Source organism: Jonquetella sp. BV3C21 (assembly GCF_000468895.1).
GTDB lineage: Bacteria > Synergistota > Synergistia > Synergistales > Dethiosulfovibrionaceae > Jonquetella > Jonquetella anthropi.
In genome coordinates this window covers 1-13,190 of sequence record NZ_AWWC01000021.1, presented here as the reverse complement: position 1 = coordinate 13,190, position 13,190 = coordinate 1, and the positions used below count along the sequence as shown (strand labels likewise).

The 13,190-nt window shown below is 58.0% G+C and carries 12 protein-coding genes; 3 read left to right on the top strand and 9 right to left on the bottom strand.

Annotated features, from left to right (window positions below):
• The 3 genes from HMPREF1249_RS05660 to pepT form a co-directional block, all read left to right on the top strand.
• On the top strand, nucleotides 1-286 hold a 286-nt coding region (locus HMPREF1249_RS05660), incomplete at its 5' end, for an oligopeptide/dipeptide ABC transporter ATP-binding protein (protein ID WP_021775968.1).
• Nucleotides 287-379: 93 nt separating this feature from the next.
• On the top strand, nucleotides 380-1,423 hold the full coding sequence (locus tag HMPREF1249_RS05655) for a M42 family metallopeptidase (protein WP_008522999.1): 1,044 nt from the start codon (nucleotides 380-382) through the stop codon (nucleotides 1,421-1,423).
• Nucleotides 1,424-1,428: 5 nt separating this feature from the next.
• Nucleotides 1,429-2,658, top strand: coding sequence for a peptidase T (gene pepT / locus HMPREF1249_RS05650; protein WP_008523000.1), 1,230 nt, complete (start codon nucleotides 1,429-1,431; stop codon nucleotides 2,656-2,658).
• A gap of 82 nt (nucleotides 2,659-2,740) precedes the next feature.
• On the opposite strand, the gene HMPREF1249_RS05645 is transcribed toward pepT, so the two are convergent.
• The 9 genes from HMPREF1249_RS05645 to HMPREF1249_RS08095 all read right to left on the bottom strand — a co-directional run.
• Nucleotides 2,741-4,252 (bottom strand): ABC transporter substrate-binding protein, encoded by a 1,512-nt coding sequence (locus HMPREF1249_RS05645; protein ID WP_008523003.1) that lies wholly within the window; start codon nucleotides 4,250-4,252, stop codon nucleotides 2,741-2,743.
• A 126-nt stretch (nucleotides 4,253-4,378) separates the two neighbouring features.
• The gene (locus HMPREF1249_RS05640) at nucleotides 4,379-5,851 is read right to left on the bottom strand and encodes an ABC transporter substrate-binding protein (RefSeq protein ID WP_081465270.1); all 1,473 of its coding nucleotides are present in this window, start codon (nucleotides 5,849-5,851) and stop codon (nucleotides 4,379-4,381) included.
• A gap of 120 nt (nucleotides 5,852-5,971) precedes the next feature.
• Entirely contained in the window at nucleotides 5,972-6,523 is a 552-nt protein-coding gene (locus tag HMPREF1249_RS05635) for a hypothetical protein (RefSeq protein ID WP_008523006.1), read from the bottom strand.
• Between the two features lie 11 nt (nucleotides 6,524-6,534).
• Nucleotides 6,535-7,530 carry an ABC transporter ATP-binding protein gene (locus HMPREF1249_RS05630; protein ID WP_008521404.1) on the bottom strand — a complete coding sequence of 332 codons (996 nt, stop codon included), beginning with the start codon at nucleotides 7,528-7,530 and terminating at the stop codon, nucleotides 6,535-6,537.
• Complete coding sequence (locus tag HMPREF1249_RS05625; RefSeq protein WP_008521405.1) at nucleotides 7,527-8,522, bottom strand: ABC transporter ATP-binding protein; 996 nt, start codon at nucleotides 8,520-8,522, stop codon at nucleotides 7,527-7,529. Before HMPREF1249_RS05625 ends, HMPREF1249_RS05630 begins: the two co-directional genes overlap by 4 nt.
• 7 nt (nucleotides 8,523-8,529) lie before the next feature.
• Nucleotides 8,530-9,381, bottom strand: a complete 852-nt coding sequence (locus HMPREF1249_RS05620) for an ABC transporter permease (RefSeq protein ID WP_008521407.1) — start codon at nucleotides 9,379-9,381, stop codon at nucleotides 8,530-8,532.
• A gap of 15 nt (nucleotides 9,382-9,396) precedes the next feature.
• On the bottom strand, nucleotides 9,397-10,320 hold the full coding sequence (locus HMPREF1249_RS05615) for an ABC transporter permease (RefSeq protein ID WP_008521409.1): 924 nt from the start codon (nucleotides 10,318-10,320) through the stop codon (nucleotides 9,397-9,399).
• Nucleotides 10,321-10,387: 67 nt separating this feature from the next.
• On the bottom strand, nucleotides 10,388-11,929 hold the full coding sequence (locus HMPREF1249_RS05610; protein WP_008523009.1) for an ABC transporter substrate-binding protein: 1,542 nt from the start codon (nucleotides 11,927-11,929) through the stop codon (nucleotides 10,388-10,390).
• Nucleotides 11,930-13,008: 1,079 nt separating this feature from the next.
• On the bottom strand, nucleotides 13,009-13,190 hold a 182-nt coding region (locus HMPREF1249_RS08095; RefSeq protein ID WP_231366881.1), incomplete at its 5' end, for a hypothetical protein.

The window sequence follows — 13,190 nt, the reverse complement described above, 5'->3', positions numbered from 1 at the left end:
GGGGTCCATGGTGGAGCTCACCGGGGACAAAGAAATCTTCAAGAACCCGCTGCACCCGTACACCCAAGCGCTGCTGTCGGCCATTCCAATTCCGAAAGTTGGAGTGAAGCGGGAGCGAATCCTGTTGGAAGGTGACGTTCCGAGCCCGGTGAACCCGCCGGCGGGCTGCCGGTTTGCCGGCCGGTGCCGATTCCGGAAGGACATCTGCACGGCTCAGACGCCTGAGCTGAAAGAGGTCGCTCCTAATCACTTCGTCGCCTGCCATTTAGTAAAGCCCTGCAACTAACCATCTTCTCTGTGCGCGCCAGCTTTCGCTGGCGCGCACAGGCGTTGTTTTCCTCGCTTAGGAATAGACCTTCCTGAAAGGAGTTTGAACGACTTGAAACCAACCGTTGATATGGAGTACGTGCTGGGCCTAGGGAAAGAACTGATCGAGATTCCATCCGTCGGCGGCGACTGCCGTCGGGCCATGAACAGAGTTCGCGACGAGTTCACCGCCCTTGGGCTGAAGCCCAAGGAGACCAATAAAGGCGCCCTGATCGCCTCTCAACCCGGCCGGACTCAGAACGGCGGCCGTATCGTTTCGGCCCACGTGGACACGCTGGGCGCGGTAGTCCGCCGAATTGAGCCGAACGGGACGCTTCGCCTTCTGACCGTCGGCGGCTTCTCGTGGAACTGCGTCGAAGCGGAAAACCTGCTCGTTCACACCGCTGACGGGAAAACGGTTGAAGGCTCGCTCATGCCCGACAAAGCGTCGCGGCACGCCTTCGCCGAAGAAGTGACGACCATGGTCAGAGACGACGACCACGTGCACGTCAGGCTCGACGAGCCCGTGCAGACCGCCGAGGACGTCCGCCGTCTGGGCATAGAAGTGGGCGACATCGTCTCGTTTGAGACCCGATTCCGCCGTACGCCTGCCGGTTTCGTCAAGTCCCGCTACTTGGACGACAAAATCTGTCTGGCCTGCTGCTTTGGCGCCATCAAGGCCCTGAAGGACGCTTCCCTGCTCCCGAGCCGTCCGGTACACTGGTACGCGTCCAACTACGAGGAAATTGGCCACGGCGTTTCCGTCATTCCCGACGGGGTCACCGAGTGTCTCGCCGTTGACATCGCCATCGTCGCCGAGGGCAACAACTCGTCGGAGCGGGCCGTGAGCATTCTCGCCAAGGACAGCCGCACGCCATACCCGGTTGACTTCCGGCACCGTCTCCAGAAGCTGGCGCAGGCCGAAGGCATACCCTACCGGGTGGACACGCCGTACCGCTACGGTTCCGACGCCTCCATGGGCGCGCTGGCCGGCTTCGACTTCAACTTTGCCGCCATGGGCCCCGGCGTTGACGCGTCGCACCACTACGAGCGCACCCACATCGACGCCTTAAAAGCCACCTGCGGCCTTCTGATGGCCTATCTTTTGGAGGAGTGAGAGCCATGAATGATTCAAAACTGGTTCAACGGTTTATCCGGTACATCACGACCCCGACGCAGTCGGACGACACGTCGAAAACCGTCCCGTCGACGCCGACCCAGCACGTTTTAGCCAAAATGCTCGGACAGGAGCTCCGGGACTTGGGCCTGTCAGACGTCAAGGTCACCGAACATGCCTACGTGACTGCCAAGCTGCCGGGGAACAACCCGACCGCCCCATGCATCGGCCTGATCGCCCACATCGATACGGCCCTTGAAGTGACCGACGATACGGTCAACCCGCGGATCGTAGAGAACTACGACGGCACGCCGATCGTTCTGGACAAGGGAGGGACGACCGTCCTCTCGCCCGACGCGTTCCCGTCGCTGAAAGACCACATCGGCAGCGACCTGATTGTCACCGACGGCACAACGCTGTTGGGCGCCGACGACAAGGCGGGCATCGCGGAAATCATGACCGCCGTCGAGTACCTGAAGGACCACCCGGAAATCTCCCGGGGCGACGTGGCGGTCTGCTTCTGCCCTGACGAGGAGATCGGGCACGGCGCGTCACTGCTCGACCTGAAGGACTTCGGCGCCCAGTTCGCCTACACCGTGGACGGTACCGGCAGCGACACGTTCAACTGGGAGACGTTCAACGCCGCCCGCGCCGACTACCACATTCAGGGTCTGGCCGTTCACCCGGGCTCTTCCAAGAACAAGATGGTCAACGCCAACCTGCTGGCCGCTGAGCTCATCGACGCGTTCCCGCCCGCGGAAACGCCGTCCCACACCGAGGACCGCGAGGGGTTCTACCACCTGTGCGAGATGACCGGCGGCGTGGAAGAAGCCGAGCTTCACTACATCATCCGCGACCACGACCGGCAGAAGTTCGAGAGCCGCAAGGCCTTCGCCGAGCTGGTCGCCCGCCAGATGAATGAGCGGTTTGGGCGCGAGGTCGTCACAGTCTCCGTGTCCGACCAGTACGCCAACATGGCCGACGTCCTGCGAGAAAAGCCCGAAATCGTCGACACGGCCCTGCAGGCCATGAAAGACTGCGGGATCACGCCTCAAGTGATCCCGGTCCGCGGCGGCACCGACGGCAGCCAGCTGTCGCTCCGCGGCCTGCCCACGCCCAACCTGTTCACCGGCGGCTACAACGCCCACGGCAAATACGAGTACGCGGTCATTCAGTCGATGGAAGGGGCCGTGAAGGTCCTGTGCCGCATCGTCGAGCTGTTTGGGAAACGTTAATTCAGCCCATCAAAAAGAAAAAAGCCCGAAACTTCCGCATAAGGAAGTTTCGGGCTTTTCGTTTTCATCGCCTGTCCAGCCGCTACTTCAGCGTCAGATTGCCGAGGTAGTTAATCTGGCCGTCGCACAGGTCTTCCATGCCGACCAGATCTTTGCGGCCGGCATACAGTTCGTCAGAGACGGAGAGGGCGATCATCGGTTTGAGCTCCAGAAGCCGTTCCCAGATTTTCTGGAAGATCTCGAACCGTTTTTCCTGATCGAGCGTCGCATAGCTGGCGTCGATCATCTCGTCGATTTCCTTGTCGGAGAACCGACAGTTGTTCGACGAGCCGATAGCCTTGGAGTTAAAGAGGCCGTTCCAGAACTTGCCGGCGTCCCGGTTAGTCTGCATGCCCCAAGACGCGAGGAACAGTTCGTGGTCGTTTCTCTTGATTCGGTCGTAGAACACGCCGCCTTCAAAGACTTGAATCTCCACCCTGATGCCAACCTGCGCCAGCATGGACTGAATGACCGTGGCGCCGTTGACCCGCGCTTCGCTGTTGGTAGTCCACAGCGACAGGGTCAAGTTCTTGACGCCCGCTTCGGCCAGCAGCTGCTTGGCCTTCTCAGGATCAAACGGCGCCGGAGCGCTGTTCTTTGGCGTAAAGGTGCTGGCAGGAATCAGCGGCCCGGCGGGCGTAACCGCCATGCCTTGGAAGACTACCTGCTGATAGGCGTCCTTGTTGATGGCCAGATCGATGGCCTGCCGCACCCGCGGATCCGACAGCTTGGGCGAGTCGTTGTTCATGCCGAGGTACGTCAAGCTCAGTCCAGGGGCCTGTACGACCTTCGCCTTGCCGGTCTCGTTGAGCCGGTCGACCTCGTTGTTGGGGATCTGATAGATCATGTCAACCTTGCCGGTCTCAAGGGCGATCACGCGGGTTGACGCGTCCGGCAGGGTGATGATGGAGAACTTCTCGAACGCCGGCTTTTGGCCCCAGTAGTCCTTGAAGGCTTCCATTTCAATACGCTCGCCTTTGGTCCAGCTGACGAACTTGAACGGGCCTGTCCCTACCGGGTGACGGAAGTACTCCTTGCCGCCCTCTTTGACGGCCCGCTCGCTCATGATCGCCATGGCCGGCAACTTCATGTTCTCCAAGAAGCCGCCAACCGGGCCTTTGGTGCGGACGATCACGGTGTAGTCGTCCGGCGCCTCAAAACCCTCAGGATCAATAAACTTCCCCACCGACGAGGCGAACACGGACTCGGTGGCGAACCGCTTCAGCGAGAAGACCACATCGCTGGCTTTCATCTCGTCGCCGTTGTGGAACTTGACGCCGTGTCTCAGGTAGAACTTGTAGGTGTGGTCATCGGGCATTTCCCATTTCTCGGCCAGCACGGGATAAATCTTTTTCGTGTGGCCGTCCACGTTGACTAGCGGCTCGAAAATCTGCCGCGCGGCGCCGAACGAATAGGTGTCCGTCGCCTGAGTCGGGTCAAGCGTGAACGCCTCGCTTAAAACGCCCAAACGGAAGTGCTTCATCTCCGCCGCGTTCCCCGATGCCGCCAAGGCGGCTGCCAAGGCCAGAGCCACCATTACCTTTTTCACCCGCATCTCCTCCTCCGCGTTAACGATTTTGGGCTTTTCGGCCCGTTGCGCAAGTTCGCCGCATGTCTTGCCCAGATACGGCAAGGGCCCCTTCCGCGGCCGCAAGCCGACTGAAGGTGCCCTTGACGAATTTTAGTCTGCCAGAGTGAGACGGCCCAAGTAGTTCAGACGACCGTCGCAGAAGTTCTCCATGCCCACGAGGTCAACCCGTCCGCCGTACAGCTCGTTGGCCACGGCCAGCGGAACTATGGACTGATAATCGTTCAGCTTCACCCACAGCTCTTCAAACATGGCGTTGCGGGCGTCAGCGTCGATGGTGTGAATGCTCTCGTTGATCAGCTTGTCGATTTCAGGATTGTTCGTCCTCGTGTCGTTCGTGTTGCCGATCGCGTCGCTGTTAAAGAGCCCGTTCCAGTATTTGCCGGAGTCCCGGTTGGTCTGCATTCCCCAGCGGGAAATAAACAGCTCCTGCTTGCCGCTCTTCAGGTTGTCGTAGAACACGCTGGACTCAAAAACCTGAATGTCAAGCTGGATGCCAATCTGAGCCAGCATGGACTGGATGACCGTCGCGCCGTCGATGCGCTCCTGCATGTTGGAGACCCACAGGGTCAGCTTCTTGGGAGCCGCGTCGCCGACTTCGGCCATGAGCTTTTTGGCCTTCTCCAAGTTGAACGACCAGTCAACCGCCGTCTTGGGCGTGAAGGTGCTCGCCGGGACAAGCGGACCGGCGGGGACAGCCGCATGGCCCTGATAAACCACAGCGTTGTAGACGTTCTTGTCGATGGCGTATTCGATGGCCTGACGGACCCGCGGGTCGGACAGCTTGGGGCTCTGGGTGTTCATGCCCATGTAGGTCAGGTTCAGGCCGGGCGCTTCGACAACTTTCGCCTTGCCGTCGGCGTTAATCCGGTCCATGTCGCTGGCCGGAACCATGTAAATCATGTCCACCTTGCCGGTCTCTAAGGCGATGACTCGGCTGCTGTCGTCAGGAAGGACGGCGATGGAGAGTTTTTTGAACGCCGGCTTTTCGCCCCAGTAGTCGTCGAACGCCTCAAGTTCCAGCTTGTCGCCTTTGCTCCAGCTGACGAACTTGAACGGGCCGGTGCCTACCGGGTTGCGGAAGTACTCTTTGCCCAGCTCATTGACGGCCTTTTCGCTGCAGATGGTGAAGGCGGGCAACTTCATGTTCTCCAAGAATCCGCCCACCGGGCCCTTCGTCCGAATCAGCACGGTGTAATCGTCGACTATTTCGCAGCCGTCCGGGTCGATGAACTTTCCCGTTGAGCCCTTGAATATCGACTCCTGTGCGAACCGCTTGACCGAGAAGATCACGTCGCTGGCCTTCATCTCTTCGCCGTTGTGGAACTTGACGCCGTGTCTCAGGTAGAACTTGTACGTGTGGTCGTCGAGCATTTCCCATTTTTCGGCCAGGACCGGCACGAGCTGCTTGGTGCGGCCGTCGACGTTCACCAGCGGTTCAAACATATGTAGCGCCACCGAGAATGACATGGTGTCGGAGGCCATCATAGGATCGAGGGTCTTCACATCGTCCGCTACGCCCAAACTAAAGTGCTCCATGTTCTTTGCCGCCAGGGGACTCGCCATCAGACAGCCCGCAAGAGCAGCGCACAGCAAAAACTTTCTCACGATCGAATTCCTCCTCTCAACTCATAAGACCGCCTGCTTCCCTGAAAAGCGTTCGGCGGCGCGGCCGGGAAGATCCTCCTATGCTTCCGTTTTGGTCCGAGAACCGATGACCTTGGCAGCAGCCTGGGCTGTCTCCCTGTCAGGACAATACAGCTTCGTCAAAATGCCTCGGCTTCCCAGCAGAAGAACCACGTTTCTGTTCTCGAGAAGACGGCACCCGGCGATTTTCTCCCATCCGATCACTCGGACGGAACTTTTGTGGGTTTGGCCAACCAAGCGAACCGGGTAGCCGATGCCGCTGCCAGTTCCTGTCCGCTCCAAAGTCCCACGGAACTGCTCAACGTACAGGCCGTCCTCGTCCAGCTTGTAGAGAGCGCCGAACTTTCCGATAAAAGCGATCCCGATCAGGACGAAAAGCCCGACGATCATGACGGCCAGATACGAGGCGTAAATGGCGGCTCCGAGAAAATGTTCAGGCCGAACGGAGCCGCCGAAAAACCACTGAAAAGCGACGATAGCAGCAACAGTGCCCGCCCATGCGAGAGCGGTCAGAACAAGGACGTCCCGGAGAATCAGCGGGTTGGTCAGCACAGGGATGCCGACGAACCAGCGCATCCGCTCCTTTTCCATCTCGTCCTTACCTAGTTAGCCTGATGGCCCAGCAGTTCCCTGGACCGCAGGCAGGCGACCAAATGCCCCGGACGGATCTCTTCAAGCTGCGGCGTCTCGGTCAGACACCGATCCTGACGGTACCGGCAGCGGCCGGCAAACCGGCAGCCAGCCGGCGGGTTGATCGGGCTGGGCACATCTCCTTCAAGCAGAATCCGATGACGCTTCGCGCCCAAACGAGCAATCGGCACGGCGGACAGAAGCGCCTGGGTGTACGGGTGAATCGGCTCGCCGAACAGCACGGTGTTGTCAGCCTGCTCAACCACGACGCCCAGATACATCACCGCCACCGAGTCGGACACGTAACGGACGACGCTCAGGTTGTGGGAAATGAACAGATAGGTGTAGCCCCGCTCCTTTTTCAGGTCGCCCAGCAGGTTGAGCACCTGGGCTTGGATACACACGTCGAGAGCCGAAACCGGCTCGTCCAGCACGATGAACTTGGGATCCAGCGCCAAGGCCCGGGCGATGCCGATTCTCTGGCGGCGGCCGCCGTCAAGCTCGTGAGGGAACGACGTAGTCAGCCGTTCGGCCAACCCGACCGTGTCCATCAGCTCCTTGACCTTGGCGTCCATTTCCTTGCGGGAATGGCACGTCTTGTTGATGATCAGCGGTTCAGAAATCAGCTGCGAGACTGACATGCGGGGGTTCAGCGAAGAAAACGGATCCTGAAAGACGATCTGAGCCTCCTGGCGGAACTGACTCCGCCGGTCGCCCTTAAATTCCAAGCTGTTCTTGCCCTCGAAGATCACCTCGCCGCCGCTCGCTGGAATCAGGCCGATGACGACCCGGCCGAACGTCGACTTGCCGCAGCCCGACTCGCCGACGAGCCCCAGCGTCCGGCCGCGGGGAATCTTGACCGACACGTCATCAACGGCGTGAAGTTGTCCGCCGCCCACTTGGAAGTACTTTTTCAGGTGCTTGATATCGAGCAGGATATCGTTGTTCTGCACGGCGTTCTCGGTCATGCCCGGCTCCTCCCCCCAGCGTTCAGGCCAAGCGGCGTGTAGCAGTTTACAAAATGTCCCGGTTCAATTTCTCTGATGCCGCAGGCCGCTTTATGGCACTGGTCAGTGGCATAGGGACACCGCGGCGAGAAGCTGCAGCCGGTCGGCAGGTTCGTCGGATCCGGCGGCATCCCGGGGATCACGGCCAGTTTTCCGCCGAGCGGGCTTTCCAGATCCGGGACGGCGTCGAACAGCCCCTGAGTGTACGGGTGAAGCGGGTGTCCGTACAGCGCCTGAATCGGGCCGTACTCCACCACCGCGCCGGCGTACATGATCGCCACGTCATCGCAGGTCTCCGCCACGATCCCAAGGTCGTGGGTTATCAGCAGCAGGGACGTCTGCACCTTCTTTTGAAGCTCGTTGATAAGATCCAACACCTGAGCCTGAATCGTCACGTCAAGAGCCGTCGTCGGCTCGTCGGCGATGAGCAGGCTGGGCCGGCAGGCCAAGGCGATAGCGATGCCAACGCGCTGGCGCATGCCGCCGGAGAACTGGTGAGGGAAGTCCTTGCCGCGCTCGGGCCGAATGCCCACCATCTCCAGCATCTCGTGAGCCCGCTCCAGCGCCTTGGCGCCCTTCAGATCCGAGTGAAGGACGACCATCTCCATGATCTGCTGCTCCACCGTCATGATCGGGTTGAGCGAGGTCATTGGGTCTTGGAAGATCATGGCGATTTCGCCGCCGCGCATGTGACGCTTTTCCGCTTCGGTCATCTTCCGAACGTCGCTGCCGCGGAAGAGAATCTCGCCTTCGGTTATTTTTCCGGGAGGCGTCTGAATGAGCTGCAATATCGACAGGGCCGTCGTCGTCTTGCCGGCTCCGGTCTCGCCGACGAAGCCGAGCGCTTTTCCGCGCTCAAGCCGAAGGTTCAGTCCGTTGACAGCGTGCACGACCCCCGAGTCGGTGTTGAACTGCACCGACAGATTCTTGATATCAAGAAGAATATCGCTCATGGCCGGCCTACCGCTTCTGCTTGGGATCAAGCGCGTCTCTCAGGCCGTCGCCAAGGAAGTTGAGCGCCAGAATCGTTATCATGATAGCCAGCCCGGGGAAAACGCTCAGGTAAGCGCTGTTCCTTAGGTACGGCCGAGCGGCCGAAAGCATGCCGCCCCACTCGGGGAACGGCGGCTGAATGCCTAAGCCCAAGAAGCTCAGGGTGGCCGCGAAAAGAATCGCGTTCGCCACGCTCAGCGTGGACTGAACGATGAGAGGGGCCGCACAGTTGGGCAGAATATAAACGAGGATAATCCGCGCGTGGCTCGCGCCCATCGCCTTCGCGGCTTCGATGAACTCCATGTCCTTCACCGACAAGACCGACGCCCGCATCAGACGGGCGAACCGAGGAATCGACGTGATGCCGACGGCCACCATCAAGTTCATCAATCCTGGCCCTAGAACGGCCGATATGACGATGGCCAAAAGTATGGTTGGTATGGCCAGCTGGACGTCCATGAAACGCATGAGCAAGTTGTCCAACGCGCCGCCAAAGTATCCGGCGACCGCGCCGATTGTGCCGCCGGCGATCAGGGAAATCGAAACGGCGATCAGCCCCACCTGAAGGGAAACTCTGGAACCGTACACTAGGCGACTCAGCACGTCGCGCCCGAACTCGTCAGTCCCCAGCAGGTGCGTCGCAGAAGGCGGCTTGCGGATCATCATGTAATCCTGCTCGTCGTACCGGTACGGCGCCACTTGGTCGGCGAACACGGCCGTCAGGATAAGCAGCACGACGATGAACAGCCCCACCAGCGCCAAGTAGTTCCGCCGGAGCCGGATGAGAGTGTATTTGAGCATTGAGTTGTTCTTTGACATTACGCGGAGCCCCCTCTATTTCACGTGGATTCTGGGATCCACGAACGCGTACATCACGTCGACGAACAGGTTGATAAGACAGAAAGCAATGGAGATAAACAGGACGCCGCCCTGAATAATCGGGTAATCCCGCATCTTGATCGCCTCGATCATCAACCGCCCGATTCCAGAAATGGAGAACACCGCTTCGGTAACGATCGACCCGCCCAAAAGGGTTCCGAACTGCATGCTGACGATCGTCATGATCGGGATCAGCGCGTTGGGCAGGGCGTGCCGGTAAATGACCTTCCGCTCCGTCTGGCCTTTGGCCCGCGCGGTGCGCACGTAGTCGGACCGAATGACTTCCAGCATGCTGGAACGGGTCATTCGGGCGATAAGCGCCAAGGAGGAACCGGACAAAGTGAACACCGGAAGAACCATGGCGCTCACCGAGTCGAATCCCATGGACGGGAACCACCCCAGATGGACCGAGAAGGCCAAAATCATCAACAGCCCGGTCCAGAACGTGGGCATCGAAACGCCTAACAGCGTAATCAGCGTCGTGATGCTGTCCAGAATCGAGTACTGCCGGATAGCGCAGATAATCCCCAGCGGAATGCCCACCACGGTGCTGAACACGACGGCCCAGAACGCCAGCTTCATCGTCACCGGAACGCGATGGCCGATTTCCATGGAAACAGGGCTCTGCATGGCGTAGGAGTACCCCAGATCGCCTTTGAACACGGCCCGGTAAACGTAGTTGCCAAACTGGACGAAAAACGGCTTATCCAGACCATGCTCCGCTCGGAAGGCAGCGATGGCGTCTGGGGTGACTTCTTCGCCCAGCGCAATCCGCGCCGGATCGCCCGGCGTAAAGTACAGAATGGTGAACAGGATAAACATGACACTCAAAACGATAGGTATCAACAGCAAAATACGACGAACAATGTATTTGACCATCTTACTGCTCCCCTCCGGCAGTTCTTTATAGACGTGCCGTGCTGCGTTGGAAAAACTTTTGACGCCGTTACTTCAGCCGCTCCTGCTCGGGATAGTGGACGTTGCCCAAGTAGTTGACCTTTCCGTCGTACAGGTCTTCGAGCCCGATGATGTCCTTCTGGCCGCCGTTCAGCTCGTCAGCGTGAGACAGATACACGAACGGATGCAGCTCGTTCAGCCGATCCCAGATCTTCTGGAACAGCTCGGAACGCTTGTCTTCGTTCGCCGTCTGAGTGGCTTCCTTGATGTACCCGTCAACCAGTTCGTCCTTCAGGAACGTCTTGTTGGTCGAACCAATGGCCGGAATCGTGAACAGCGACTGCCAGTAGATGCCCGCGTCCCGGTTCGTCTGCATGCCCCACGTGCCCAGATACATGTCGTGCTTGCCTTCCTTGAGCTTGTCGTCGAACACGGCGTTCTCGAACACCTGAACGTTCACGTTGATGCCAACCTGAGCCAGCATGGACTGGATAACCGTCGCCCCGTCAATACGGTCCTGAGCGTTGATAACCCACAGATTCAGCTCCAAAGGCAGCTTGACCCCAGCCTCGGCCAGCAGCTTTTTCGCTTTTTCCGGATCGAAGGGCCACGGCTTAGCGTCTTCAGGGAACCACGAGCAGGCGGTCGGAAGCGGCCCCTTCGGTGTCACCGCGTTGCCGTTATAGACCACTTGGTTATAGGCGTCCTTGTTGATGGCGTACTCAATCGCCAAGCGCACCCGCGGGTCAGACAGCTTGGGGTTCTGCGTGTTCATGCCCAGGTGAAGGAGAACCAGACCAGGCGCCTTGACGACCTTGACGTCGCTGCTTTCGCTCAGCCGATTGAAGTCGCCCGACGGCACTGCGTAAATCATGTCAACCTTGTTGGTCTCCAGCGCGATGACCCGGCTGCTGTCATCCGGCAGCACAACGAACGTCATCTTCTCCGCGTAGGGCTTCTCTCCCCAGTAGTCCTTAAAGGCCTCAAGCTCTACTTTTTCGCCCTTCGTCCAGCTGACGAACTTATACGGGCCGGTGCCAACTGGATGACGGAAATATTCCTTGCCGGCCTCTTCGACGGCCTTGCGGTTCATTATGGAGGCGTAGGGGTGCTTCATCGAGCCGAGGAACCCGCCGACCACGCCGTTGGTTCGCACAATGACCGTGTACTTGTCGATGATCTCGAATCCGTTCGGGTCGATGTAAATCCCCTTCGACTTGGCAAACACCGACTGAGCCGGATCGGTCACCCGCTTGAGGGAGAACACCACGTCGTCGGCGGTGAGCTCTTCGCCGTTGTGGAACTTAACGCCTTTGCGAAGGTGGAACTTGTAGGTCACGTCGTCGAGCATTTCCCAGCTTTCAGCCAGCACTGGAACCAGCTTGCGGGTCTTGCCGTCAACCGTGACTAATGGCTCATAAATCTGTTTCTGCATGGAGAAGGAAAACGTGTCGACCGAGTTCTGAGGGTCAAAGTTCTTCGCGTCGATCGCCACGCCAACGCGAAGCGTCTCTCCCCGTCCGCCGGCAAAAGCGACGGACGACAGTCCTAATAGGGCTCCGACAGCCAAGATAGCCAGTTTTCTGTTCATCGTAAATTTCTCTCCCCTCGAGTATTAGCGCGGCCCTGTGAAAAACTGCGCTTTAAGCTGCCACAACTCACGTATCACAGGTTAAGTCGTTTTTGCCGCTTGAACACAGTATAACAGACTTTATACAATTTTCAATGCTCACATGACATGGTAAAGCGACAAAAATTAATCCTTGTTTTAGGGTGTTTTTCCCGCCTCTACAGAAATTATTTCAGCAAACACTACAAGTCCAGCGAACTTCTCAAGCCTAGAATAAATTTCAAATAATAAATAACATATATTCTTTTTATAAATCGACGAGTGGCCAGGCCGTTTCATCCTGTTTTTTCGTCGTCATATTTTTTGTTCGTCTTTATTTGAGGTTAATTGTATAAAACAAGAGAAAATTTTCCGCCTCAGCTCTTTATTTATTAAATGCTTTTTCTGACTTTTTAGCTGTCTGAAAAAAAAAGAACCACCACATATTCTTTCGACGAATAAAATTTTCACCAGTTTTCCCTCCGCCGTCGGTCCACCGCTGACCGATACGGCGAAAAAACTGCTTTTGGAGAGACCGTCTCATTTTCTGCGCCAAGCTACGCCGGCCGGCCCCTGCTGTTTGGCTGGTGACAGATCTTCTTTTAAAGTCCAACGCCCCTTCAACAGGAGAAACGCCTTTCGCCTTTCGCCTTTCGCCTTTCGCCTTTCGCCTTTCGCCTTTCGCCTTTCGCCTTTCGCCTTTCGCCTTTCGCCTTTCGCCTTTCGCCTTTCGCCTTTCGCCTTTCGCCTTTCGCCTTTCGCCTTTCGCCTTTCGCCTTTAGTGGTCTTTGGTCTTTGGTCTTTGGTCTTTGGTCTTTGGTCTTTGGTCTTTCTCAGCTTGTCCTTCGACTTTTTCCACCCTATCAAGCCGAAGTCCATGGACGAGCGCCCCTGCTTTCAAGAACTTTCATAAATTGGCCACAAAAGACGTCAAATTTTATACATATTTGCCGCCCTGTTTTCGCCTATCCGAATGGTTCACTCGCGCGCACCTTGACATCGAGGCTCAAGGTCTGCCATAAGATTCTCGATTCGCTCGAATGCAGCTGCATTTTATCGTCTTACCCAACAAGGCGGCGCCTTCTCGAACTCAACAACCCAGAATTGATCGGCAACCATTTGCTTCGTCTCTTGCCTTTTCTCGCTTGATTGTATAAAATCAGCTCAGGAGGGCGATCACATGAGCGCACCAACTCAAACAATGCAGAAATCTCTGCCGAATCCTTCGACAGATGAATGCGGG